Source organism: Streptomyces sp. H27-H1 (assembly GCF_026627445.1).
Classification (GTDB): domain Bacteria; phylum Actinomycetota; class Actinomycetes; order Streptomycetales; family Streptomycetaceae; genus Streptomyces.
Genome location: NZ_JAPNLJ010000016.1, coordinates 172,345 through 196,253 on the forward strand (window position 1 = coordinate 172,345; position 23,909 = coordinate 196,253).

General features: G+C 71.7%; 19 protein-coding genes. 12 read left to right on the top strand and 7 right to left on the bottom strand.

The window, feature by feature from the left end:
• Positions 1-6: 6 nt before the first annotated feature.
• From OTB20_RS19905 to OTB20_RS19940, 8 genes are all read left to right on the top strand, one after another.
• Positions 7-2,121 (top strand): protein meaA, encoded by a 2,115-nt coding sequence (locus tag OTB20_RS19905; RefSeq protein ID WP_267819275.1) that lies wholly within the window; start codon positions 7-9, stop codon positions 2,119-2,121.
• Positions 2,118-3,092, top strand: a complete 975-nt coding sequence (locus tag OTB20_RS19910) for an HpcH/HpaI aldolase/citrate lyase family protein (protein ID WP_267756766.1) — start codon at positions 2,118-2,120, stop codon at positions 3,090-3,092. Before OTB20_RS19905 ends, OTB20_RS19910 begins: the two co-directional genes overlap by 4 nt.
• Before the next feature lie 5 nt (positions 3,093-3,097).
• Entirely contained in the window at positions 3,098-3,610 is a 513-nt protein-coding gene (locus OTB20_RS19915) for a MaoC family dehydratase (protein ID WP_267819277.1), read from the top strand.
• 4 nt (positions 3,611-3,614) lie between these two features.
• Positions 3,615-4,820, top strand: coding sequence for an acyl-CoA dehydrogenase family protein (locus OTB20_RS19920; RefSeq protein ID WP_267819279.1), 1,206 nt, complete (start codon positions 3,615-3,617; stop codon positions 4,818-4,820).
• Between the two features lie 185 nt (positions 4,821-5,005).
• The gene (locus tag OTB20_RS19925; RefSeq protein ID WP_254381045.1) at positions 5,006-5,662 is read left to right on the top strand and encodes a phosphatidylserine decarboxylase; all 657 of its coding nucleotides are present in this window, start codon (positions 5,006-5,008) and stop codon (positions 5,660-5,662) included.
• A gap of 73 nt (positions 5,663-5,735) precedes the next feature.
• On the top strand, positions 5,736-6,518 hold the full coding sequence (pssA, locus tag OTB20_RS19930) for a CDP-diacylglycerol--serine O-phosphatidyltransferase (protein ID WP_267756791.1): 783 nt from the start codon (positions 5,736-5,738) through the stop codon (positions 6,516-6,518).
• 174 nt (positions 6,519-6,692) lie between these two features.
• The gene (locus OTB20_RS19935; protein ID WP_267819282.1) at positions 6,693-8,186 is read left to right on the top strand and encodes an AlkA N-terminal domain-containing protein; all 1,494 of its coding nucleotides are present in this window, start codon (positions 6,693-6,695) and stop codon (positions 8,184-8,186) included.
• A gap of 54 nt (positions 8,187-8,240) precedes the next feature.
• Positions 8,241-8,768, top strand: a complete 528-nt coding sequence (locus OTB20_RS19940; RefSeq protein ID WP_267819283.1) for a methylated-DNA--[protein]-cysteine S-methyltransferase — start codon at positions 8,241-8,243, stop codon at positions 8,766-8,768.
• 18 nt (positions 8,769-8,786) lie between these two features.
• On the opposite strand, the gene OTB20_RS19945 is transcribed toward OTB20_RS19940, so the two are convergent.
• From OTB20_RS19945 to OTB20_RS19960, 4 genes are read right to left on the bottom strand one after another with little or no spacing between them, the layout of a single operon-like run.
• Complete coding sequence (locus tag OTB20_RS19945) at positions 8,787-9,434, bottom strand: CatB-related O-acetyltransferase (protein ID WP_267819285.1); 648 nt, start codon at positions 9,432-9,434, stop codon at positions 8,787-8,789.
• 14 nt (positions 9,435-9,448) lie between these two features.
• Positions 9,449-9,877 carry a hypothetical protein gene (locus tag OTB20_RS19950; RefSeq protein ID WP_267819287.1) on the bottom strand — a complete coding sequence of 143 codons (429 nt, stop codon included), beginning with the start codon at positions 9,875-9,877 and terminating at the stop codon, positions 9,449-9,451.
• 52 nt (positions 9,878-9,929) lie between these two features.
• Complete coding sequence (locus tag OTB20_RS19955) at positions 9,930-10,430, bottom strand: NUDIX domain-containing protein (protein ID WP_267756774.1); 501 nt, start codon at positions 10,428-10,430, stop codon at positions 9,930-9,932.
• Between the two features lie 55 nt (positions 10,431-10,485).
• Positions 10,486-12,216 carry a BCCT family transporter gene (locus tag OTB20_RS19960; protein ID WP_267819289.1) on the bottom strand — a complete coding sequence of 577 codons (1,731 nt, stop codon included), beginning with the start codon at positions 12,214-12,216 and terminating at the stop codon, positions 10,486-10,488.
• A gap of 144 nt (positions 12,217-12,360) precedes the next feature.
• Between OTB20_RS19960 and OTB20_RS19965 the strand changes: the two genes are divergently transcribed.
• Positions 12,361-13,509: a glycerate kinase gene (locus tag OTB20_RS19965; protein WP_267756776.1), complete on the top strand. Its 1,149-nt coding sequence runs from the start codon at positions 12,361-12,363 to the stop codon at positions 13,507-13,509.
• Positions 13,510-13,738: 229 nt separating this feature from the next.
• A complete protein-coding gene (locus tag OTB20_RS19970) occupies positions 13,739-15,799 on the top strand; it encodes a SpoIIE family protein phosphatase (RefSeq protein WP_267819291.1) in 2,061 nt (686 codons plus the stop codon).
• A gap of 97 nt (positions 15,800-15,896) precedes the next feature.
• Here OTB20_RS19970 and OTB20_RS19975 read toward each other — a convergent pair whose 3' ends face one another.
• Both OTB20_RS19975 and OTB20_RS19980 read right to left on the bottom strand, forming a co-directional pair.
• Positions 15,897-18,857 carry a SpoIIE family protein phosphatase gene (locus tag OTB20_RS19975; RefSeq protein ID WP_267819293.1) on the bottom strand — a complete coding sequence of 987 codons (2,961 nt, stop codon included), beginning with the start codon at positions 18,855-18,857 and terminating at the stop codon, positions 15,897-15,899.
• A complete protein-coding gene (locus OTB20_RS19980) occupies positions 18,854-19,858 on the bottom strand; it encodes a GlxA family transcriptional regulator (RefSeq protein WP_267819295.1) in 1,005 nt (334 codons plus the stop codon). Before OTB20_RS19980 ends, OTB20_RS19975 begins: the two co-directional genes overlap by 4 nt.
• Positions 19,859-20,009: 151 nt before the next feature.
• Between OTB20_RS19980 and OTB20_RS19985 the strand changes: the two genes are divergently transcribed.
• Positions 20,010-20,651 (top strand): cysteine hydrolase family protein, encoded by a 642-nt coding sequence (locus OTB20_RS19985; RefSeq protein WP_267819297.1) that lies wholly within the window; start codon positions 20,010-20,012, stop codon positions 20,649-20,651.
• 59 nt (positions 20,652-20,710) lie between these two features.
• On the opposite strand, the gene recQ is transcribed toward OTB20_RS19985, so the two are convergent.
• Positions 20,711-22,840, bottom strand: a complete 2,130-nt coding sequence (gene recQ / locus OTB20_RS19990; protein WP_267819299.1) for a DNA helicase RecQ — start codon at positions 22,838-22,840, stop codon at positions 20,711-20,713.
• 176 nt (positions 22,841-23,016) lie between these two features.
• Between recQ and OTB20_RS19995 the strand changes: the two genes are divergently transcribed.
• Positions 23,017-23,787: a maleate cis-trans isomerase gene (locus tag OTB20_RS19995; protein WP_267819301.1), complete on the top strand. Its 771-nt coding sequence runs from the start codon at positions 23,017-23,019 to the stop codon at positions 23,785-23,787.
• The last annotated feature ends 122 nt before the right edge of the window (positions 23,788-23,909 follow it).

Here is a 23,909-nt window from a genome sequence, read left to right on the forward strand (position 1 = left end):
CCTGAGATGACAGAGCGCCAGAAGGACCGTCCGTGGCTCATGCGGACGTACGCCGGCCACTCCACGGCCGAGGCGTCCAACGAGCTGTACCGCCGCAACCTCGCCAAGGGCCAGACCGGCCTGTCGGTCGCGTTCGACCTGCCGACACAGACCGGCTACGACCCCGACCACATCCTCGCCCGCGGCGAGGTCGGCCGGGTCGGGGTCCCGGTCTCCCATCTGGGCGACATGCGACGGCTGTTCCAGGACATACCCCTGGAGCAGATGAACACCTCGATGACGATCAACGCCACCGCCATGTGGCTGCTGGCGCTCTACCAGGTGGCCGCGGAGGAGCAGGGCGCGGACATCACCCAGCTCCAGGGCACCACCCAGAACGACATCGTCAAGGAGTACCTCTCGCGCGGGACGCACGTCTTCCCGCCCGGGCCCTCGCTCCGCCTGACGACGGACATGATCGCGTACACGGTCAACCACATCCCGAAGTGGAACCCGATCAACATCTGCAGCTACCACCTGCAGGAGGCCGGGGCCACCCCCGTCCAGGAGATCTCGTACGCGATGTCCACGGCCATCGCGGTCCTGGACTCGGTGCGCGACTCGGGCCAGGTCCCGCCCGAGCGGTTCGGCGAGGTCGTCGCACGGATCTCCTTCTTCGTGAACGCGGGCGTCCGCTTCATCGAGGAGATGTGCAAGATGCGCGCCTTCGGCCGCATCTGGGACAAGGTCACCCGCGAGCGCTACGGCATCGAGAACGAGAAGCAGCGCCGGTTCCGCTACGGGGTCCAGGTCAACTCCCTGGGCCTGACCGAGGCGCAGCCGGAGAACAACGTCCAGCGGATCGTGCTGGAGATGCTCGCGGTCACCCTCTCCAAGGACGCCCGCGCCCGCGCCGTGCAGCTGCCGGCCTGGAACGAGGCGCTGGGCCTGCCCCGGCCCTGGGACCAGCAGTGGTCGCTGCGCATCCAGCAGGTCCTCGCCCTCGAGAGCGACCTGCTGGAGTACGAGGACATCTTCGCCGGCTCGCACGTCATCGAGGCCAAGGTCGAGTCCCTGGTGGCCGAGTGCCTGGCCGAGATCGACCGGATCCAGGAGATGGGCGGCGCCATGGCGGCCGTCGAGTCCGGATACCTCAAGGGCGAGCTGGTCTCCTCGCACGCCGAGCGGCGGGCCCGGATCGAGGCCGGCGAGGACAAGATCGTCGGAGTCAACTGCTTCCAGCAGACGGAGGAGAACCCGCTCACCTCCGACCTGGACGGCGCCATCATGACGGTGGACGCTGCCGTCGAGGCACTGACCGTCGAGCGCATCGGCCGCTGGAAGGCCGAGCGGCAGGAGTCCTCGGACCGCCAGGGGGACGGCGACCCGTTCGTCTTCCCCACGGTCATGCAGGCCCTGGACCGGCTGAAGGAGGCCGCCACGGGGGACGAGAACCTCATGGAGGCCACCCTGGAGTGCGCCCGCGCCGGTGTCACCACCGGCGAGTGGTCCAACGCCCTGCGCGAGGTGTTCGGGGAGTTCCGGGCGCCGACCGGTGTCTCCTCGGCCCCGGTGGCCGTGACCGCCGAGGAGGGGACCCCCATGGCCCTCGTCCGCGCGAAGGTCTCCCGTACGGCCGAGGAGCTGGGCTCCGGCCGGCTGCGCCTGCTGGTCGGCAAGCCCGGCCTGGACGGGCACTCCAACGGCGCCGAGCAGATCGCCGTACGGGCCCGCGACGCCGGCTTCGAGGTGGTCTACCAGGGCATCCGGCTGACCCCCGAGGAGATCTCCTCGGCGGCTCTGGCCGAGGACGTGCACTGCGTGGGACTGTCCATCCTGTCGGGCTCGCACAGCGCGCTGGTCCCGGACGTACTGGAACGCCTGCGCGCGGCGGGGGCGGGTGACATCCCCGTGGTCCTCGGCGGCATCATTCCCCAGGCCGACGCCGTGGCCCTCAAGAAGGCCGGGGTGGCCGCGGTCTTCACCCCGAAGGACTTCGGCATCACGGAGATCATCGGACGTATCGTCGACGAGATCCGCAAGGCGAACAAGCTCTACCCTCTCGACGGCACCGAAGGCGCCCCCGGCGCCGACACCACAGCCACCACAGACGCCATTGCAAGCACGGAGGTCCCCGCATGACCACGCCCTCTTCCCCGGTCAACCGGCTGCGGCCGCGCCGCTCCTGCCTCGCGGTGCCGGGTTCCAACCCCCGGTTCCTGGAGAAGGCCCAGGGCCTGCCGGCCGACCAGGTCTTCCTGGACCTGGAGGACGCCTGCGCCCCGCTCGCCAAGGAGGGCGCCCGCCACACGATCGTGGAGGCGCTGAACCAGGGCGACTGGACCGGCAAGACCCGCGTGGTCCGCGTCAACGACTGGACCACGCACTGGACGTACCGCGATGTGATCACGGTCGTCGAGGGCGCCGGCCAGAACCTCGACTGCATCATGCTGCCGAAGGTCCAGGACGCCCAGCAGGTGGTGGCCCTCGACCTCCTGCTGACGCAGATCGAGAAGACCATGGGCTTCGAGGTCGGCAAGATCGGCATCGAGGCGCAGATCGAGAACGCCAAGGGCCTGGTGAACGTCGACGAGATCGCCGGCGCCTCGCCGCGGCTGGAGACCATCATCTTCGGGCCGGCCGACTTCATGGCCTCCATCAACATGAAGTCGCTGGTCGTGGGCATGCAGCCGCCCGGTTACGGCGCGGACGCCTACCACTACATCCTGATGCGGATCCTGATGGCGGCCCGCATGCACGACCTGCAGGCGATCGACGGCCCCTTCCTGCAGATCAAGAACGTCGACGGCTACCGCGAGGTCGCCGGGCGCGCGGCGGCCCTGGGCTTCGACGGCAAGTGGGTGCTGCACCCCGGCCAGGTCGACGCGGCCAACGAGGTCTTCTCTCCCTCGCAGGAGGACTACGACCACTCCGAGCTGATCCTCGACGCGTACGACTGGTGCACCTCCGAGGCGGGCGGCAAGAAGGGCTCGGCGATGCTCGGCGACGAGATGATCGACGAGGCCAGCCGCAAGATGGCGCTGGTCATCTCGGGCAAGGGCCGCGCCGCCGGCATGCAGCGCACCACCAAGTTCGAGATCCCGGAGGGCTAGGCACCATGCAGTTCGGACGCACCTACGAAGAGTTCGAGATCGGCGCGGTCTACAAGCACTGGCCCGGAAAGACGGTCACCGAGTACGACGACCACCTCTTCTGCCTGCTGACCATGAACCACCACCCGCTCCACATGGACAGCAACTACGCGGAGAACACGACCGACTTCGGCAAGAACGTCGTCGTGGGCAACTACATCTACTCGCTGCTGCTGGGCATGTCGGTGCCGGACGTCTCCGGCAAGGCCATCGCCAACCTGGAGATCGAGTCGCTGCGGCACGTGGCGCCGACCTTCCACGGCGACACGCTCTACGGCGAGACCGAGGTCCTCGACAAGACCCCGTCGAAGTCGAAGAACGACCGCGGCATCGTCTACGTGGAGACCAAGGGCTACAAGCAGGACGGCACCCTCGTCTGCGTCTTCCGGCGCAAGGTGATGGTCCCGACCGAGACGTACATCAAGGAGCGCGGCGGCGAGCAGCCCGGCCGCCCCACGCTGAAGGAACAGGGGAAGTAGAACCATGAGCCGACTTGCCCAGACCGCCGGCCTGACGGACGACCAGAGGGACATCCTCAAGACCGTCCGGGAGTTCGTCGACAAGGAGATCATCCCGGTCGCGACCGAGCTGGAGCACCGCGACGAGTACCCGCAGGCGATCGTCGACGGCCTCAAGGAACTCGGCCTGTTCGGCCTGATGATCCCGGAGGAGTACGGCGGCCTGGGTGAGTCGCTGCTCACCTACGCGCTGTGCGTCGAGGAGATCGCGCGCGGCTGGATGTCCGTCTCGGGCATCATCAACACCCACTTCATCGTGGCGTACATGCTCAAGCAGCACGGCACCCAGGAGCAGCGGGAGTACTTCCTCCCGCGGATGGCGCTGGGCGAGGTGCGCGGCGCGTTCTCGATGTCCGAGCCGGGGCTCGGCTCCGATGTGTCGGCCATCACCTCCAAGGCGGTGAGGGACGGTGACGAGTACGTCCTGAACGGCCAGAAGATGTGGCTGACGAACGGCGGCACGTCCACGCTGGTGGCCGTTCTGGTGCGCAGTGACGAAGGACACCCGGAGGGCACCGCCCCCCACAAGTCGATGACGACCTTCCTGGTGGAGAAGGAGGCCGGATTCGGTGAGGTCCGGCCCGGCCTGACCATTCCCGGCAAGATCGACAAGATGGGCTACAAGGGCGTCGACACGACCGAGCTCATCATGGACGGACTACGCATTCCGGCCAATCGGGTGCTGGGCGGGAAGACCGGCCGAGGGTTTTACCAAATGATGGACGGAGTCGAGGTCGGCCGCGTCAACGTGGCGGCCCGTGGTTGCGGCGTCGCGCAGCGTGCGTTCGAGCTGGGTGTCTCGTATGCCCAGCAACGTCACACTTTCGGCAAGGCGATCGCCGAGCACCAGGCGATCCAGTTCAAGCTGGCCGAGATGGCTACCAAGGTCGAAGCCGCCCATGCGATGATGGTCAATGCAGCACGCAAAAAGGACTCCGGGGAACGAAACGACCTCGAGGCAGGGATGGCGAAGTACCTCGCCTCCGAGTACTGCAAGGAGGTGGTGGAGGACGCGTTCCGTATCCACGGTGGCTACGGCTTCTCGAAGGAGTACGAGATCGAGCGCCTCTACCGCGAGGCACCCATGCTGCTCATCGGCGAAGGTACCGCCGAGATCCAGAAAATGATCATCGGGCGACGCCTGCTTGAGGAGTACCGACTCCAGGGCTGAAAGTCCCTTTTGCGGTAAATCATCCAGTGGTTTTCCGCAAAAGAGTCACTAGCAGTCACTGGGGCACGGTCATCGACTCGGCTTCTGGCTTGCCCAGTTGTTGCGCGCAACCGATAGCATTCCAGTAAAGCCGCCGTCCCGTCCCCCCGTTTGCGGCGCGGCATCACCCGCTACGAAGGTCATCCATGCCCCACAGCCAAACCTCTGCACCTCGCGTCGGCCTCCTCGGTGGACGCCTCGCGCGCGGAGCATCGCCGTGGCTTCTGCCGACCGTCGCCACCGCCGCCGTCAGCCTCGTCCGGGCCCGCAAGTCCGGACGCTGGGCTGCAGTGGCCGTGCCCACCACCGCGCTCGCGGCGGGCATGCTGTGGTTCTTCCGCGACCCCGAGCGTGAGATCACGCAGGGCCGGGTCATCTCGCCCGCCGACGGTGTGGTGCAGAGCATCATGCCGTGGAAGGACGGGCGGACCCGCGTCGCGATCTTCATGAGCCCGCTGAACGTCCACGTCAACCGCGCGCCCCTCGCGGGCACGGTCACGTCCGTGGAGCACATTCCCGGTGGATTCGTTCCGGCGTTCAACAAGGAGAGCGAGAACAACGAGCGCGTTGTCTGGCACTTCGACACCGAACTCGGCGACATCGAGATGGTGCAGATCGCCGGCGCCGTCGCCCGTCGCATCGTCCCGTACCTGCCGGCCGGCACCAAGGTGGAGCAGGGCGAACGCATCGGTCTGATCCGCTTCGGCTCACGCGTCGACATCTACCTCCCCGAGGGCGTCGAGGTCGCGGTCGAGGTCGGACAGGCCACCACCGCGGGGGTGACCCGAATTGACCGTGACTGAACCTGAGAGTCCGGCGACTCCGTCGACCGGATGGGTGCCCGAGGCGTCCGAGGAGGAGTCCACCGAGGACGACATGCCGCTGTCACTGCGGCTGTCGATAGCGGACACCCTGACCCTCGGCAACGCGACCTGCGGATTCATGGCGGTGTACTTCACCACCACCGGGATCCTCATCCCGCACCTCACCGGCAGCGGCGAGTCGGGCATGGCCCGCAGCAGCGCCGCGACGGCAGTGATACTGATGCTGCTCGCCGCGGTCTTCGACCTCTTCGACGGCATCGTGGCCCGCAAGCTGCGCAGCTCGCCGATGGGCGCGGAGCTGGACAACCTGTCCGACCTGATCAGCTTCGGCCTGGCTCCCGCGTACTTCGTGCTCGTCTACGGCATGGTCGCCGATGACGCGGTGCAGAAGATGTCGGCGCTGGCCGCGATCGTGGTCCTGCTGGCAGTGGTACTGCGCCTCGCGAGATTCAGCTGCGTGACGATGAAGGACGGCATGTTCCAGGGCATGCCGAGCCCCTTCGGTGCGCTGACGGTCGTCTCGATCGTGCTGCTGGAGCTGCCGTTCATTCCGACGCTGCTGGCGATCGTCGGGGTGGCCTGGCTGATGGTGAGCCGGGTCGAGTACCCCAAGCCCCGGGGCGTCCTCGCGGTGGCGATGCTGAGCTGGATCGTCGCGGCGATGGGGCTGCTGGCGGCCTGGGCGTTCGACGCTCCGGGCGGCGGGCTGCTGCTCCAGACCGGCTGCGCGCTGCAGATCGCTCTGGCGGCGACCATCCCGCTGTTCGCGACGACCCGCCGGGCGAACACGTTCCGGCACAACCGGCGCGAGGCGCGGGCCACGCAGGCCCCGTAGCACCGGCTGTACGCATTTCGGAAGGGCCCCGGCCGCCACCAGGCGACCGGGGCCCTTCCGCATGCCCGGGGGCCCCTGCGTGGGACCGGAGGCGGCCGGGGACCGCGGGCCCGGATTAAACTAGGTGTCGGAAAACCGCCAGCCCGGACCCTGCCCGCCCGGGAGGATGGAGCCATGCACACCGACACGGAGCGTTGCGTACGGGCCGTCCGGTCCAAGGACGCACGGTTCGACGGCTGGTTCTTCACCGCCGTCAGGACCACCGGCATCTACTGCCGGCCCAGCTGCCCCGCCGTCCCGCCCAAGGTCGAGAACATGACCTTCCTGCCCAGTGCCGCCGCCTGCCAGCAGAGCGGCTACCGGGCCTGCAAACGGTGCCGGCCCGACACCTCCCCCGGATCCCCGGAGTGGAACGCCCGCGCCGACACCGTCGCCCGCGCCATGCGCCTCATCCAGGACGGTGTGGTGGACCGCGAGGGCGTCCCGGGGCTGGCCGCGAAGCTCGGCTACTCCTCCCGCCAGCTGGAGCGCCAGCTGCTGGCGGAGCTCGGCGCCGGACCGCTCGCCCTCGCCCGTGCCCAGCGCGCCCAGACCGCCCGGCTGCTGATCGAGACCTCGGCCCTCCCGATGGGCGACATCGCCTTCGCCTCCGGGTTCTCCTCGATCCGGACCTTCAACGACACCGTCCGCGAGGTCTTCGCCCTGGCCCCCAGCGAGCTACGGGTCCGGGCAGCCGGCCGGGGGCCCGGGACGGCCCAGGTGCCCGGCACCATCAGCCTGCGGCTCCCCTTCCGTGCCCCGCTCACCCCCGACAACCTCTTCGGCCACCTCGCCGCGACCGCCGTCCCCGGCGTCGAGGAGTGGCGTGCCGGCTCCTACCGCCGCACCCTGCGCCTGCCCTACGGCACGGGCGTGGTCGCACTCACCCCGCAGCCCGACCACATCGGCTGCCGGCTCGCCCTGACCGACCTGCGCGACCTCACCATCGCCATCAGCCGCTGCCGCCGGCTCCTGGACCTCGACGCCGACCCCGAGGCCGTCGACGAGCAGCTGCGCGCCGATCCGCTGCTGGCCCCGCTCGTGGACAAGGCTCCCGGGCGCCGGGTGCCGCGTACGGTCGACGCGGAGGAGTTCGCCGTACGGGCGGTCCTGGGGCAGCAGGTGTCCACCGCCGCGGCGCGTACGCACGCCGCCCGGCTGGTGGCCGCCCACGGGGAGCCGGTGACCGACCCCGACCCCGAGGGCGGGCTGACGCACCTGTTCCCCTCCTCGCGGGCGCTGGCCGGGCTCGATCCCGAGTCGCTGGCCCAGTCGCTGGCCCTGCCGCGCAGCCGGCGGGACACCCTCACCACGCTCGTGGCGGCGCTGGCCGACGGCTCGCTGCCGCTCGGCATCGACAGCGACTGGGAGGCGGCCCGCGCACGGCTGGGCGCGCTGCCCGGGTTCGGGCCGTGGACCACCGAGATCATCGCGATGCGGGCCCTGGGCGACCCGGATGCCTTCATCCCCGCCGACCTCGGGATCCGGCGGGCCGCCAAGGGGCTCGGGCTGCCGTCCACACCCGCCGCGCTGACGGCCCGCGCGGCGCACTGGCGGCCCTGGCGCGCGTACGCCGTCCAGTACCTGTGGGCCACCGAGGACCACGCCATCAACGTCCTGCCCGCCTGACAGTCCGACCGCCCGACCACCCGACCACCCGACCGCCGAAAGGTTACGAGCACCATGCCCAGCAACGACACCGGCATCCGCAGCAGCGGCGCCAAGCAGCACGCAGTCGTCGACAGCCCGTACGGCGAGCTCACCCTCGTCGCCACCGACGGGGTCCTCGTCGGGCTCTACATGACCGGTCAGCGCCACCGCCCCGCCGAGGAGTTCTTCGGGGAGCGGGTCGCGGCCGGCGAGGCCCCCTTCCCCGAGGTGGTGCGGCAGCTGACCGCGTACTTCGCCGGGGAGCTCACCGAGTTCGACGTGCCGGTCCGGCTGGAGGGCACCGAGTTCCAGCGCAGCGTGTGGGAGCAGCTCGTACGGATTCCCTACGGACAGACCTGGTCCTACGGGGAGCTGGCCGCCAAGCTCGGCAAGCCGAACGCCTCGCGCGCGGTGGGGCTGGCCAACGGGAAGAACCCGGTCGGCATCATCGTGCCGTGCCACCGCGTCATCGGGGCGTCCGGCTCCATGACCGGCTACGGCGGCGGCATCGACCGCAAGGTCCGCCTGCTCGCCTTCGAGTCGGGGGCCGAGCAGTTCTAGCACCCCTGCTGCCGCGGCTCAGGCCGGCGGCGGTGCGACCGCTTCGAGGTCCTCGACGGTGCCGGACATGACGGCACGGACGTGTTCGGTGAGGTGCTCCACGGGCCAGTCCCACCAGGCCAGGGCAAGCAGCCGGGCGATCTCCTCGTCGGTGTGGCGGGTGCGGATGAGCGTGGCCGGGTTGCCGCCGACGATCCCGTAGTCGGGGACGTCGTTCACGACGACGGCGCCGGAAGCGATGATCGCGCCGTGCCCGATGCGCACTCCGGGCATGACCATCGTGTCGTAGCCGAACCAGACGTCGTTGCCCACGACGGTGTCGCCCCGGCCCGGCAGGCCGCCGAGCAGATCGAAGTGATCGGCCCAGGACCCGCCCATGACGGGGAAGGGGAACGTGGAGGGGCCGTCCATACGGTGGTTGGCGCCGTTCATGATGAACCGGACCCCGGTGCCCAGCGCGCAGAACTTCCCGATGACCAGCTTCTCGGGCCCGTAGTGGTAGAGCACGTTGCGGGTCTCGAAGGCGGTGGGGTCCTGCGGGTCGTCGTAGTAGGAGTACTCCCCCACCTCGATCAGCGGCGAGGTCACCAGCGGTTTCAGCAGGATCAGGCGCGGCTGGTCGGGCATCGGGTGGAGCACCGTCGGGTCTGCGGGAAGAGGGCTCATGGCAGGCACTCCGGCTAGATCACGATCAGCGGGACCAGCAGGGCGAAGGCGGCTCCGGCCTCGACCGCGTAGGCGTACAGGGACGGGTGCTGGACGGGGGCGGCGAGCAGCACCACGCTCTGCTGTGCGGCGGCCGCTCCCACCCAGTCGGCGTCGGCGCCGAGGCCGCCCTGGTACCAGCCCTCGCAAGAGCCGGGGCCGGTGACCGCGAGGACGTCGTCCTCGCGGCGGTAGAAGGCCTGCCAGCCCTCGGCCGGCACGGACCAGGCCTCGAAGTCGGTGAACCGGGCCCAGCCGCCGTCCTGGATCGCGGTGTCGAACATCCACACCGGCACTCCGTCGGGGGTGACCTCACCGCTCTCCTGCTGATCGGTGGTGAAGTGGACCATGGGCAGGGCGTCGGGCCCGTCGGCGGTGCTGGGCCAGGCGTACATCGTGATCATCTGCTGAATTCTGTCCTGCTCGGTGTAGGCACGAAGTAACGAGCGGAAGGGGCTACGAGGCGTGCGGCCGGAGCCCGTTCTCCAGCTCGGCGGCGCCCTCGCCGGACCCCAGGACCCGGTACGCCTCTGCGGTGCGCAGGCCCAGCGCGCCCTGCAGATACTCCGTCAGCTCGGCCGGGTCCACCAGCCGCCACGAGAGCAGCTCCTCCTCCTGGAGCCTGACGGAGGCGAGCTGCGCGGCGTCGAGCACGCCGCCGTCGTAGAGGTACGCGACGAGCGGGGGCCGGCCCGGGCCGAGCGTCCAGTCGACGGCGAGCAGCCGGCCGAGCGGCACGTCGATGCCGATCTCCTCGGCGCTCTCACGGCGGGCGGCCGTGCGCGGGGACTCCCCCGTGTCCGACTCGATGGTGCCGCCCGGCAGGGCCCAGCCCTCCCGGTAGTTGGGCTCGACGAGGAGCACCCGGCCCTCGGCGTCCCGGAAGAGCGCGGCCGCGCCGGCCAGCACCCGGGGCAGGCTCGCGATGTAGGTGGCGTAGTCATCCGTGGTGGTCACTCCGCAACCCTAGTTCCTTCGGACGGACCGCAGGAGTGCCGGACGGCCGCGCGGATCACGCTTCCGGAGTGCTCCCGCTGCCGGGGCCGTCCTCGCGGTCGCGGTTCCTCGACTCGGCCACGCGGCGCAGCCGCGGGTGGCGGGCCGTCCCCTGTTCGGTGATGGCGTCGCCGACCATGGCTTTGACCGCGTCGCGCATTCCGTGCAGGGGGTGGTGGCGGACGGGGCCCGCGCCCGGGTCCTCCCGTAGCTCCTTCACCAGGGCCCAGCAGAGCAGCAGCATCACGATGACGAACGGCAGGGCGACCAGGATGGTGGCCGTCTGGAGGGACTTCAGGCCGCCCGCGACGAGGAGTACGGCGGCCACCGCGGCCATCAGCACGCCCCAGGTGACGACCAGCCAGGTCGGCGGGTGCAGGGAGCCGCGGCTGGTGAGGGAGCCCATGACCAGGGAGGCGGAGTCGGCGCTGGTGACGAAGTACGTCATCACCAGGAGCATGGCGATCCACGAGGTCAGCGTCCCGAGCGGGAGCGCGTCGAGCATCGCGAAGAGGGAGGCCTCGGTGCCTTCCTTGAGCTTGGAGGCCATGTCGGCGGCGCCGGTGGAGTCGAGGCGGATCGCGGTGCCGCCCATGACGCAGAACCAGACGACGGTGGCGCCGCTGGGCACCAGGAGCACGCCCACGAGGAACTCGCGGATGGTGCGGCCGCGCGAGATGCGGGCGATGAAGGTGCCGACGAAGGGGGCCCAGGAGAGCCACCACGCCCAGTAGAAGATCGTCCACGCGCCGAGCCACTCGCTGTCGGTGAAGGCGCCGGTGCGGGTGGCCATCGGGAGCAGGTCGTGCAGGTAGCTGCCGACGCTCGCCGGGATCACGTCGAGGATGTAGACGGTCGGGCCGAGGACGAAGACGAAGAGCATCAGGGCCGCGGCGAGCACGATGTTGATCGTGCTGAGCCATTTGACGCCCTTGTGCAGGCCGGAGAAGGCGGAGAGCACGAAGGCGCCGGACAGGGATCCGATGATGATCAGCTCGACGGTCGTCGAGTCCTCGATCCCGGTGGTGATGTTGAGCCCCTTGGCGACCTGGAGGGCGCCGAGGCCGAGGCTGGTGGCGGTCCCGAAGACGGTCGCGAAGACGGCGAGCAGGTCGATCGCCTTGCCCTGCCAGCCGGTGGCCCGCTCCTCGCCCATGAGGGGGACGAAGGCGGAGCTGAGGCGGTTGCCGCGGCCTTTGCGGAAGGTCGCGTAGGCGAGGGCGAGGCCGGTGATGCCGTAGATCGCCCAGGGGGTGAGGGTCCAGTGGAAGAAGGAGTAGTCGAGGGAGGCGCGGGCGGCGTCGCCGGTTCCGGGGGCGGCGCCGGAGGCCGGTGGCGGGTTCAGGAAGTGGGTGAGGGGCTCTCCCACCCCGTAGAACATCAGGCCGATCCCCATGCCGGCGCTGAACATCATCGCGATCCACGCGAGGTTCGTGAACTCCGGCTCGGAGTCGTCCTTGCCGAGGCGGATCCGGCCGAAGCGGCTGATCGCGAGCAGGACGCACATGACGAGGAACACGTCGGCGGCGATCACGAAGAGCCACGCGAAGTTGTTCAGCACCCAGTCCAGCGCGCTGCTCGACGCCGAGTCGAAGGAACTTCTTCCGAGCGCCGCCCAGGCGACCACGGCGAGGACGGAGATCACTCCGATGGTCACGACCGTGCTGTCGGGAGTGCCGTCATCGGGGCCCTCGGACCCCCCGACTGGGGAATCCGGACGTGGCTGTTCCAGTGATTCCGTGCTCATGCGGCCACACTATGCAGCCGTATATCCCTATTTAGGGGTATGCCGCGCCGCGTGTGGCCCAGGCCACCCATGGGCATAGGAGGATCCTCCGGATAGGCTCATGGACGGCGCGACTGCACTGTTCGATAGCAAGGGATTAGCAAGGTGACGGACGGAGCAGTAACTGAGACCGCGCGCGTGCTCATCGCCGCGGACAAATTCAAGGGCTCGCTCACGGCCGTTCAGGTCGCGGAGCGGGTGACGGCCGGCCTTCGCAAGGCCGTACCGGGCGTGGAGATCGAGACCCTCCCCGTCGCGGACGGCGGCGACGGTACGGTCGCGGCCGCTGTAGCGGCCGGTTTCGAACGCCGGGAGGTACGGGTCACCGGACCGCTCGGTGACCAGGTCACGGCCGCTTTCGCGCTGCGCGAGGGCACCGCGGTGGTCGAGATGGCGGAGGCCTCCGGCCTCCAGCTGCTGCCGGCGGGTGTCTTCGCCCCGCTGACGGCGACCACCTACGGCTCCGGCGAACTGCTGAAGGCCGCACTCGACGCGGGCGCGCGCTCGATCGTCTTCGGTGTGGGCGGCAGCGCGACCACCGACGGCGGCGCGGGCATGCTGGCCGCACTGGGCGCGGTATTCCTGGATGCGAACGGTGAACCGGTCGGTCCGGGCGGCGGCGCGCTGGCGGCTCTGGCCTCGGCCGACCTGTCGGGCATCGACCCCCGCATCAAGGAGATCGACCTCGTCCTGGCGAGCGACGTGGACAACCCTCTGACGGGTCCGAAGGGCGCTCCGGCGATCTACGGCCCGCAGAAGGGGGCGTCGCCCGAGGACGTGGCGACGCTGGACGCGGCGCTGGCGCACTTCGCGGTGGTCCTGGAGAAGTCGATCGGCTCCCTGGCCGCCGAGGCCGCCGTCTCGCCCGGCGCGGGCGGGGCGGGCGGCATCGGCTACGGTGCGCTGCTGCTCGGCGCGTCGTTCCGTCCCGGCATCGAGCTGATGCTGGAGGTGCTCGGCTTCGCGCCGGCCCTGGAGCGGGCGACGCTGGTCATCACCGGCGAGGGTTCGCTGGACGAGCAGACCCTCCACGGCAAGGCTCCGGCCGGTGTCGCGGCGGCGGCTCGCGCGGCGGGCAAGGAGGTCGTCGCGGTCTGCGGCCGCCTGCTGCTCACACAGGAGGCGCTGACGGCGGCCGGAATCCGGCGGGCATACCCCCTCACGGAGATCGAGCCCGACCCGGCGGTGTGCATCGCGAACGCGGGGCCGCTGCTGGAGCGGGTGGCGCAGAACATCGCGGCCGACGTCCTCTGAGCCCTCCCCTCTGAGCCGTCCTTCGACCCTTCCGACGGCCCGGACCCCCGGACCGGGGCTCCGGGGCCGTCGGCGTTCGACGGCGGGCCGGGGGCGGTGTCCCGCCCCGGCCCCGCTCGGAGCCGGGGACATCAGTGGCATTCGACGGGGCCCGACACAGCGCCGGTCCGCGAAGGCTCGGATAGGGTGAATCGGTAGGAGTCGGGCCCCCCGGGGTGAGGTCGGTGCATTGGACACGTACCAGCAGACGAGCGAGGTACCGGATCAGCCGGGGGCTGCTGTCGGGTACGCGGGCGTACTGACCGAGCTGCTGCCGATCGCCCTGTGGCGGGAAGACGCCGACGGGGTCGTCGTCGAGTGGTCGCTGGCCGCCCAGGACCTGCTCGGCCACCGCCCCGAGGACATCCTCGGCCGGCTGGGCTCCAGCGTGCTCGTCCCCGACAACAACCGCGAGCTCGCCGACCAGCTCACCCGCCGGGTCCAGGCCGGCGAGACCGTCGTAGGCACCCTGCCCGTGCGCCACCGCGACGGGCACCGCGTCCCGATGGAGATGTGGATCCTGCCCGCCCCCGACGCGCAGGGCCGCACCGGGGCCATGCTCATCGCCGTGGAGACCTCCGAGGTCCTGGGGATGCGCGATTCGCTCGCCGCGCTCCAGAGCCTGTTCACCCAGTCGCCCATCGGCATCGGCACCCTCGGCCCCGACCTGCGCTTCCTGCGCGTCAACGACGCCCTCGCCCGGATGAACGGGGTGTCGGCCGCCGAACACATCGGCAAACGGCTCACCGAGGTCGTACCCGGCGTCAACGCCTCCGCGCTCGAACGGCTCATGCGCAGGGTGCTGGAGGGCGGCTCCGCCGTCGTGGACGTCCGCCGCACCGGCCGCACCCCCGCCGACCCCGACCACGACCGGACCTGGTCCTGCTCCTACGCCCCGCTGCTGGACGGCTCCGGGAGGCGGCTCGGCCTGATCGCCTCCCTCATCGACATCACCGACGGACAGCGCGCCCAGGCGGAGGCGGAGCGGGCGCGCAGCCGCTTCGCCCTGCTCTCCGAGGCCGGTACCCGCATCGGCACCACGCTGGACCTGGGGCAGACGGCCCAGGAGATCGTGGAGGTGCTGGTACCGCAGCTCACGGACTCGGCCGACGTACAGCTCCTGGAAGCCGTACTGGACCCGGACGAGGCCGGCGCGTCCACCCGGGGCGTACTGCGCCGCCTCGCCGCCCTCTTCCCCGATCCCACCGCGCCCACCGCCAAGCTGATCGCCGGGCAGACCTTCCAGATCCCGGCGGGCACCGCATACGAGCAGGTCATCACCGAGGGCCAGCCCATGAACCTCTACACCGCCGACATCCCGGCCCTGATCAAGGATCCGCGCGCGGGCGCGCTACGCGCGTACCTGGCCACCCTGGGCTGCGCCCGGATGGTCCCGCTGGTGGCCCGCGGCCGGGTGCTCGGCGTCGTGGTGGTGACCCGGGTGCGCGGGCGCGAGGTCTTCGACCACGAGGACTGCGTGCTGATCGACGAGGTGGTGGCCCGGGCGGCCCTCAACATCGACAACGCCCGGATGTACACCACCCAGCGCGCGGCGGCCCTGACCCTGCAGCGCAGCCTCACCAACAACGTGCTGCCCGAGGTCGCCGGGCTGGAGCTGACCGGCCGCTACCTGCCGGCCAGCGACCACGACGTCGGCGGCGACTGGTTCGACGTGATCGAGCTGCCGGACGGCCGGACCGGCCTGGTGATCGGCGACGTGATGGGCCACGGCATCCACGCGGCCGCGGTCATGGGCCAACTACGCACCGCCGTACGGACACTGGCGCGGCATCAGGTGACTCCGGAGCAGATGCTCCGCTCGCTGGACGCGGTGGTGGCCGACCTCGGCGAGGACGAGATGGCCACATGCGTCTACGCCGTCCACGACCCGGTGACGGGCGCGTGCGTCATCGCCCGCGCCGGCCACCCGCCGCCGGCCGTGGTCACGGCCGATGGAACCGTGGCCTTCCTGGACGGCCCGCCGGGGACCCCGCTCGGCACGGGTGGCCGGGAGTTCCGCACGGAGGAGGTGCTGCTGGCGCCGGGCAGCCTGCTCGTGCTCTACACCGACGGCCTCATCGAGTCGCGGGACCGGGACCTGGACGAGGGAATGGCGGGCCTGGCGGGCGCCCTGCGGGGCGCGGGGGAACCGCTGGAGGACCTGTGCGACACGATCCTGGCGCGGCTGCTCCCGGACGCCCCGCAGGACGACGTGGCGGTCCTGCTGGCACGCACCCTGCCCATGCCCTAGGCAGTCTCTCGCGGCAGCGGGCCCGCGGCGCCCGGCACCGCACCTGGCCGCGTTGCCGGGGAACCCGAGACGTCCAGTACGAGCCGGCGCCGCTCCGCTACCAGGCCAGGTCTTCCAGGGCCGCCAGGTCCACGTCGGCCGGCGGCGCCGGCTCGGGCGTGCCCGTCAGGGGGAGCTCGGCCCAGATCACCTTGCCTCGGTCCGTGTAGCGGGTGCCCCAGCGCTCCGCGTACTGGGCGACGAGGAACAGGCCCCGCCCGCCCTCGTCGGTCGTGGCGGCGTAGCGCAGGTGCGGTGAGGTGCTGCTGCCGTCGGAGACCTCGCAGATCAGGGTGCGGTCGTGGAGCAGCCGGACCCGGATGGGCGCGCTCCCGTAGCGGACGGCGTTGGTGATCAGCTCGCTGAGGATGAGCTCCGCGGTGAAGGTGGTGTCCCCCAGCCCCCACGCGGCCAGCTGCGCGGCTCCCGCGCGGCGGACCCGGGAGACGTCCGCGGGGTCGGAAAGCACCTCCCACTCCGCGATCCGGTCGGCCGGGAGCCGCCGGGTGTCGGCGATGAGCAGGGCGATGTCATCGCTCGGCGCCGGGAAGAGCAGCGCGGCCAGCACGTCGGCGCAGGCCTGGTCGGGGCTGCGGTCCGGCCGGGCCAGGGTCTCGGTCAGCAGGCCTAGGCCGGTGTCGAAGTCCCGGTCGCGGTCCTCCAGCAGCCCGTCGGTGAACAGTACGAGCCTGCTCGCCTCGGGCAGCTGCAGCTCCACGGCTTCGAAGGGCATCCCGCCGACGCCCAGCGGCAGCCCGATCGGCAGCTCGGGGTACTCGACCCGCCCGTCGGGCCCGACCAGGGCGGGGCCGGGGTGCCCGGCACTGGCCATGGCGCAGTGGCCGGACACCGGGTCGTAGACGGCGTAGAGGCAGGTGGCGCCCGTGACACCGGAGGACTCGCCGTCCCCGAAGCGCTCGTCGGCGGAGGACTCGTCCTGGTCGATCCGGTCGATCAGCTCGTCGAGGTGGCCCAGGAGCTCGTCGGGCGGCATGTCGAGGGTGGAGAAGTTGTGCACGGCGGTCCGCAGCCGGCCCATGGTCGCGGCGGCGTGCACCCCGTGCCCCACCACGTCGCCGACGACCAGTGCGACCCGGGTCCCGGCGAGCGGGATCACGTCGAACCAGTCCCCTCCCACTCCCGCCTTCGCGGGCAGGTAGCGGAAGGCGACGTCCACGGCGCTCAGGTCGGGCAGCACCCGCGGCAGCAGGCTGCGCTGGAGGGTGACGGCCACCGCGTGCTCGCGTGTGAAGCGGCGGGCGTTGTCGATGGAGACCGCGGCCCGCGCCGCCAGCTCCTCGGCGAAGGACAGGTCCTCCTCGTCGAAGGCCTCGGGGGTGTCGGTCCGCCAGAAGTTGGCCATGCCGAGGACCACCCCGCGGGCCTGGAGCGGTACGGAGATCAGCGAGTGCAGCCCGTAGTCGAGGGCCACCCGGGTGCCGTCGTGGTCCTGGGCCCGCCAGCCGAAGGCACTGTGCAGATCGGCCGCGAGGACCGCCCGCCCGGCGTCCAGGGCCGCCGCCATCGGCGCGGTCGGCACCACGAAGCGGATGACGTCGCCCACCGGCTGGAGCGGGGAGTCGACGCGGATCCCGCTGACGGCGGCCCGCCGCATCTCGGTGTGCGTGCCGCTTCCGGGCTCCTCCCCGCGCAGCACCGGCTCCAGCAGCTCGACGGTGACGAAGTCCGCGAACCGGGGGACGGCGACCTCGGAGAGCTCCTCGGCGGTGCGCACCACGTCCAGGGTGGTCCCGATGCGCACACCGGCGTCGTAGAGCAGCTGGAGGCGGTCTCGGGCGACCGCGGCCCGGCCCGAGAGCGCGGCGAGCTCGGTGGAGTCGCGCAGCGTGGTCACGGTGCCGGACGGGCGGCCGCCGTAGGGCTTGGTCGGCCGTACGTTCACGGCGAGGAGCCGGTCGCCCGCCCGGTGCACCTCGTCGGTGGCGACCCGCCCGGAGGCCAGCAGCGTGGCCGTGCGCGGGTCGAGGCCGAGATCGCCCACGTGCCGCTGCTCGGCGTCGGCGGGCAGGTCGAGGAGTCGGCGGGCCTCGTCGTTGGCGAGCATGAGCCGGCCTTCGGCGTCGATGATCAGGACGCCCTCGCGGACGGCGTGCAGAACCGCTTCGTGGTGTTCGTTCATCCGGGTCATCTCGGCCTCGCCGAGACCCCGGGTCTGGCGCCGCAGGCGGCGGCTGACCAGGGCCGCGCCGCCCGTGCCGAGGAGCAGGGCGCCGGTGGCCGCGCCGAGGAGCAGGGGCAGCTGGCCCTCGACCACGTCGCCGACGTTGGCGACCTCGATGCCGGTGGCGATCAGGCCGACCACCGTGCCCGCGGAGTCCCGTACGGGGACCACGGCGCGGACCACGTCGCTCGGCTTGCCCTCAAAGGTCTCCGTGAAGGCCTGCCCGGCCACGGCGCGGGAGAAGTCGCCGGTGGCGCGCAGGCCGATCAGCTCGGGGCGGGAGTCGGTGTACCGGATCCCCTCGGTGGTCATGACGGCGATGAAGTCGACGCCGGAGGCCCGGCGGGCGCCCTCGGCCAGCGGCTGGAGCACGGCGGTGGGGTCGGCGGACTCCAGCGCCGCCGGGAGGCCGGGGGCGTGGGCGAAGGCCTCGGCGGCGGCGAGGGAGCGGTTGCGTGCGTCGCGCTGGCTGTCGTACCGGGCCTGGAAGAACAGGGCCGCGGCGGCGGCCGTGATCAGCACCAGGACCAGGATGGCCTGGAGGGCGAAGACCTGGCCGGCGACGCTGCGGGCGCCGAGCGAGAGGTGTGCGAAGAGGCGGGAGACGGGGCGGGTGAGGCGGCGCGCCAGGAGACGCGCGCGACGGCCGGCGGGGCCGGGGCCGTCCGCGTGCCGGTGCCCGTCTCCGTCTCCGTCTCGGTCCCCGCGTCCGTCCCCGGACCGGCCTTGTCCGGGCCCGGACGGGAGCCCGTCGTCGGGTGGGGACCCGCCTTCGGGCGGGGGCCTGTCCTCGGGCGCTCCTTCAGAGCCCCTCGGTAGCCCAGAACGTCCGGTCATGAGCCATTTCTAACACTGTCGGCGTGGTTTGGGGGAGGTCCCGGGAGTCCTGGTGCGGTAGCGGCCGCCCGGTAGGCCCGCGGGCTCGTGCCGACGTACGAGGTGAAATGCTGGCGGAAGGTGACCTCGCTGGCGAATCCGGCCCGCCGGGCCACCTCGGTGACCGGGTGATCGGTGCGCTCCAGCAGTTTGCGGGCTTCGTCCAGACGGTGTCCCAGCAGCCATTTGTGCGGGGTGGTGCCGGTCGCGGCGGCGAAGTGCCGGGCGAAGGAGCGCGGCGACATCCCGGCCCACCGGGCCAGGGTGGCCACGTCCAGCGCCTCGTGCAGCCGCCCGAGCGCCCGCTCCCGTACGAGGGCCAGTGCCTCGGCGGTCCGGTCGGCGGCCGGGGTCGGGCGGTCCAGGTACTGGGCGTGCCTGCCGGTGCGGAAGGGGCCGGTCACCATCGAACGGGCGATGGCGGCGGCCGCCTCGGAGCCGTGGGCCTCGCGGACCAGGTGCAGGCACAGGTCGATGCCGGAGGCGACCCCGGCGGAGGTCCACAGCCCGCCGTCCTCGACGTAGAGCGGGGCCTCCTCGACGCGTACGGCGGGGTATCGGCCGGCCAGTGCCGGGGCCAGCGACCAGTGGGTCACGGCCCGCCGGCCCGCCAGCAGCCCGGCTTCGGCGAGGATGAAGGCGCCGGCGCACAGGGCGGCCACCGGGATGCCCCGGGCGTGGGCGTCGCGCAGGGCGGCGAGGACCGGCTCGGGGGTCGGATCCCAGGGCTGCTCCAGTGCCGGTACGGCCACGAGGTCGGCCTCGGCGAGCCAGTCGAGCCCGCGGTCGGGGGTCAGGGACAGGCCACCGGGGAGCGGGATCGGGCCGGGATCGAGGGCGCACCGGCGCAGCTCGAAGGGCGGGACCCCGAGGTGACCGCGGTCGTGACCCCAGACCTCGGTGATGACGGCCAGGTCGAAAGCGCGGATGCCGGGCTGGGCGACGATCGCGACGCGGTGCATGGCGGTGAGTCTGCCACGGAGCCCGCGGCGGGCGGGAGGGGCGAAGGCTCGGAAGGCACCCCGCGCGATGTCTGCCAAAGTGGCGGGAACTCATCGGTTCGGGTCAGGCGAGGTGCTGTTTCCGGGGCCCGGGGCCGCCGACGATGGGTGCATGACGACGACCGAGAACGAGAGCCGGAACGTGCACCAGATCGAGATCGCCCCGAACAGCGCCCTGCTGGTCATCGACGTCCAGCGGGGCTTCGACGACTCGGCTTTCTGGGGGCCGCGCAACAATCCGGCCGCCGAGGAGAACATCGCCGCACTCATGGACGCCTGGCAGGAATCCGGGCGGCCCGTCGTGATCGTCCGGCACGCCTCCCGCACCGCGGGTTCCGTCCTCGCGCCGGACCGGCCCGGTCACGCCCTCAAGGATTTCGTCGAGGAGCGGGCGCCGCGGGCCGCCCTGGACATCACCAAGTCCGTGAACTCGGCCTTCTACGGCACCCCGGACCTGGCCGGGTGGCTCACCGCCCAGGGCGTCGGGCAGCTCGTCCTCGCCGGCATCCAGACCAACATGTGCGTCGAGACCACGGCCCGGATGGCCGGGAACCTGGGGTACGAGGTCCTCGTGCCGCTCGACGCCACGCACACCTTCGACCTGGCCGCCGGAACCGGTCCGGACGCACCCCGGCTGACGGCCGACCAGCTGGCCACCGCCACTGCGGTCAACCTCCAGGGCGGCGGCTTCGCCCGGATCGTCACCACCGCCTCGGTCGTGGCCGCGACGCGGGCCCCCGCCCCCCGGGGCTGATGCCCACACCAGCCGCCCGCGCGGCCGGAGGCCCCCGGGGACCCGGTCGGCGGCGCGGCCTACTCCCAGTCGTCCCAGGGCGGGTCCATCTCCTCGTCCTCCGGGCCGAAGAGGGACTCCCCCTCCCCTTCCTTCGGGGCCTGACTCGTGCGCGCGGCCACGGCGACCGTCGCGGCAGCGACCGGGACAGCAGCGGCCGGGGCCGGGGCCGGGGCCGGGGCCGGGGAGGCCGCCTTCCTCGCGGCCACCACGCTCCCGGCTCCTGCCGGATCGGCGCTCGGCGCGGGGGCGGCGCTCGGCGCGGCACCGGCGCTCTCCGCCGGACCCGCGTCGGAGCCTTCCAGGGTGCGGAGGATGCCTTCGGCGTACTTGGTCAGCTTCGCCTCGCCGACGCCGCTGATCGTGCCCAGTTCCGCGACGGTGGAGGGCAGTTGGGTCGCGATCTCCCGCAGCGTGGCGTCGTGGAAGACGACGTACGCCGGTACGCCCTGCTCCCGCGCGGTCTCGGCGCGCCACGCGCGGAGGGACTCGAACACCGCGACTGCGGCCGCCGGCAGGTCGACCGGTACCCGGCCGCCCTTGCCGGAGCGCGAGCCGCCGGACTCCTTGCGGGACGAACCGGCCGTCGGCGCCGCCTCCTTGCGCATCTGTACGCTCCGGCGGCTGCCGAGCACCTCGCCGCTGGCCTCGGTCAGCACCAGCGTGCCGTAGTCGCCTTCCACCGCCAGCAGTCCGAGCGCCAGCAACTGCCGTACGACCCCGCGCCATTCGGTCGTGCCCAGGTCCGCCCCGATGCCGAACACCGAGAGCCCGTCGTGGTCGAACTGGATGACCTTGGCCGTCTTCTTGCCCTGCAGGATGTCGATGATCTGGCCGGCACCGAACTTCTGCCGGCGTTCCTTGGCCAGCCGCCACACCGTGGACAGCAGTTTCTGCGCGGCGACCGTCCCGTCCCAGGACTCGGCCGGCGTCAGGCAGGTGTCGCAGTTCCCGCAGTCCGGCGCACCGGTCTGCCCGAAGTACGCCAGCAGCCGCACCCGGCGGCAGCCGACCGTCTCGCACAGCGCGAGCATCGCCTCCAGGTGTCCGGCCAGCGAGCGGCGGTGCGCTTCGTCTCCCTCGGAGCCCTCGATCATCTTGCGCTGCTGCACCACGTCCTGGAGACCGTAGGCCAGCCATGCGGTGGCCGGCTCCCCGTCGCGGCCGGCACGGCCGGTCTCCTGGTAGTAGCCCTCGACCGATTTGGGCAGGTCCAGGTGGGCCACGAAGCGCACGTCGGGCTTGTCGATGCCCATGCCGAACGCGATCGTGGCCACCACCACGACCCCGTCCTCGCGCAGGAACCGCGACTGGTTGGCCGCACGCGCCCGGGAGTCCATGCCGGCGTGGTAGGGCACGGCGTCGATGCCCTGCTCCACCAGGGCGGCCGCCGTCTTCTCCACTGATGCCCGCGAGAGGCAGTAGACGACACCGGCGTCCCCGGGGTGCTCGGTGCGGATCAGCTCCAGCAGCTGCTTGACCGGGTTGTTCTTCCCCACGATCCGGTACTGGATGTTCGGCCGGTCGAAGCCGGCCACGAAGTGCCGGGCGTCCTGCAGACCGAGGCGCGCCGCGATCTCGGCGTGCGTGGCCTCGGTGGCCGTCGCGGTCAGAGCGATCCGCGGCACCTTCGGCCAGCGCTCGTGCAGCATGGACAGCGCGAGGTAGTCGGGGCGGAAGTCGTGGCCCCACTGGGCGACGCAGTGCGCTTCGTCGATGGCGAAGAGCGAGACCGTGCCCCGGTCGAGCAGCCGCTGCGTCCCCTCGGTGCGCAGCCGCTCGGGTGCCAGGTAGAGCAGGTCGAGCTCGCCGCTGATGAAGGCCTGCTCGACTCCGCGCCGCTCGTCGGAGCCTTGCGTCGAATTGAGGAATCCGGCCCGCACCCCGAGCGCGTTGAGGGCGTCCACCTGGTCCTGCATCAGCGCGATCAGCGGTGAGATCACCACTCCGGTGCCCGCTCTGACCAGGGCCGGGATCTGGTAGCAGAGCGATTTGCCGCCGCCGGTCGGCATCAGCACCAGCGCGTCGCCGCCTCCGGCGACGTGCTCGATGATCTGCTGCTGCTCGCCGCGGAACGAGTCGTACCCGAAGACGCGGTGGAGCACCTGCTGGGCCTCGGGGATCTCGACGGCTGCTTCCGATGGGGTCATCCCTGAAGCCTAGCGACCTCCTCGGACACATCCGTCCGGATCCCCTCGGCCCTGTGGAAAACCGGGAAGGCTCCCACGGGCCGCGGCCCCGGCGGCGCGGCCGGGCACCTCGGCGGCCCTTCCGGTGACAAGGTGGGACACCTCCCGTATCTCCCGGCCTCCGAGAGGAACACGCGATGTGGCAGCCCGACGGGTGGGACGTGCGCGTCCGCCTCGGTGTCCTGACCCCGCACGCCGATGTCGGCCCCGAGTCGGAGCTGCGCGCCATGGCTCCGGCCGACGTGGGCCTGCACACCGCCCGGGTGCCGTTCGGCGCGATGGGCGGCGGCGGTGCGATGGCCCCGACCATCCCGCTCGCCCCCGTACGGGCCTTCGCCGAGGCCCCGTACGTGGACGAGGCCGCCGAGCTGCTGGCCGCCGCCCCGGTGGCGGTGATCGCCTACGCCTTCACCAGCTCCGCCTACGTCATCGGGCCGCGCGGGGAGGGGTACATGCTGGACCGACTGCGCAAGCGCACCCACGGACTGCCCGTGGTGGCCACCTGCGCCGCCACCGTCGAGGCCCTGCGGGCGCTGGGGGCCGGCCGGCTCGCCCTCGTGGACCCGCCGTGGTTCGACGAGACGCTGACCGACCTGGGCCGGGGCTATTACGAGGACGTCGGGTTCGAGGTCCCTTACGCCGCCCCCTGCGGCCTCCCCAGCGGGCAGGCCCTGATCGGGCCGCGGGTCCTGCACGACTGGGTGGCGGCGCACGTCCCCGACACGGCGGAGGCGGTCGTCATCGGCGGCAACGGGTTCCGCGCCGTCGGGGCGATCGCGGCCCTGGAGGCCACCCTGGGCCGCCCCGTCCTCACCGCGAACCAGGTCCTCCTGTGGGCGGCCCTGCGCACCACCGGCACCCCGGCCACCGCCATCACGTCGTACGGCCGGCTGTTCTCGGTGCGCTAGTGATCTGGTTTTGAGGTCTTGGCTCGCCTCGTGAGTCGTGTTCTGTTTCAGGTTTTGGGGTTCGCCTGACGTGGCTGGTCCTGGGTCGCTCTCCTGGATGGATGGGTGACACCAGGCTGGCG

Bases quoted from the DNA above. Each gene is read 5' to 3' on its own strand.
- OTB20_RS19905 (WP_267819275.1), top strand. From the start codon at position 7: ATGACAGAGCGCCAGAAGGACCGTCCGTGGCTCATGCGGACGTACGCC.
- OTB20_RS19910 (WP_267756766.1), top strand. From the start codon at position 2,118: ATGACCACGCCCTCTTCCCCGGTCAACCGGCTGCGGCCGCGCCGCTCC.
- OTB20_RS19915 (WP_267819277.1), top strand. From the start codon at position 3,098: ATGCAGTTCGGACGCACCTACGAAGAGTTCGAGATCGGCGCGGTCTAC.
- OTB20_RS19920 (WP_267819279.1), top strand. From the start codon at position 3,615: ATGAGCCGACTTGCCCAGACCGCCGGCCTGACGGACGACCAGAGGGAC.
- OTB20_RS19925 (WP_254381045.1), top strand. From the start codon at position 5,006: ATGCCCCACAGCCAAACCTCTGCACCTCGCGTCGGCCTCCTCGGTGGA.
- pssA (WP_267756791.1), top strand. From the start codon at position 5,736: ATGCCGCTGTCACTGCGGCTGTCGATAGCGGACACCCTGACCCTCGGC.
- OTB20_RS19935 (WP_267819282.1), top strand. From the start codon at position 6,693: ATGCACACCGACACGGAGCGTTGCGTACGGGCCGTCCGGTCCAAGGAC.
- OTB20_RS19940 (WP_267819283.1), top strand. From the start codon at position 8,241: ATGCCCAGCAACGACACCGGCATCCGCAGCAGCGGCGCCAAGCAGCAC.
- OTB20_RS19945 (WP_267819285.1), bottom strand. From the start codon at position 9,434: ATGAGCCCTCTTCCCGCAGACCCGACGGTGCTCCACCCGATGCCCGAC.
- OTB20_RS19950 (WP_267819287.1), bottom strand. From the start codon at position 9,877: ATGATCACGATGTACGCCTGGCCCAGCACCGCCGACGGGCCCGACGCC.
- OTB20_RS19960 (WP_267819289.1), bottom strand. From the start codon at position 12,216: ATGAGCACGGAATCACTGGAACAGCCACGTCCGGATTCCCCAGTCGGG.
- OTB20_RS19975 (WP_267819293.1), bottom strand. From the start codon at position 18,857: ATGACCGGACGTTCTGGGCTACCGAGGGGCTCTGAAGGAGCGCCCGAG.
- OTB20_RS19980 (WP_267819295.1), bottom strand. From the start codon at position 19,858: ATGCACCGCGTCGCGATCGTCGCCCAGCCCGGCATCCGCGCTTTCGAC.
- OTB20_RS19985 (WP_267819297.1), top strand. From the start codon at position 20,010: ATGACGACGACCGAGAACGAGAGCCGGAACGTGCACCAGATCGAGATC.
- recQ (WP_267819299.1), bottom strand. From the start codon at position 22,840: ATGACCCCATCGGAAGCAGCCGTCGAGATCCCCGAGGCCCAGCAGGTG.
- OTB20_RS19995 (WP_267819301.1), top strand. From the start codon at position 23,017: ATGTGGCAGCCCGACGGGTGGGACGTGCGCGTCCGCCTCGGTGTCCTG.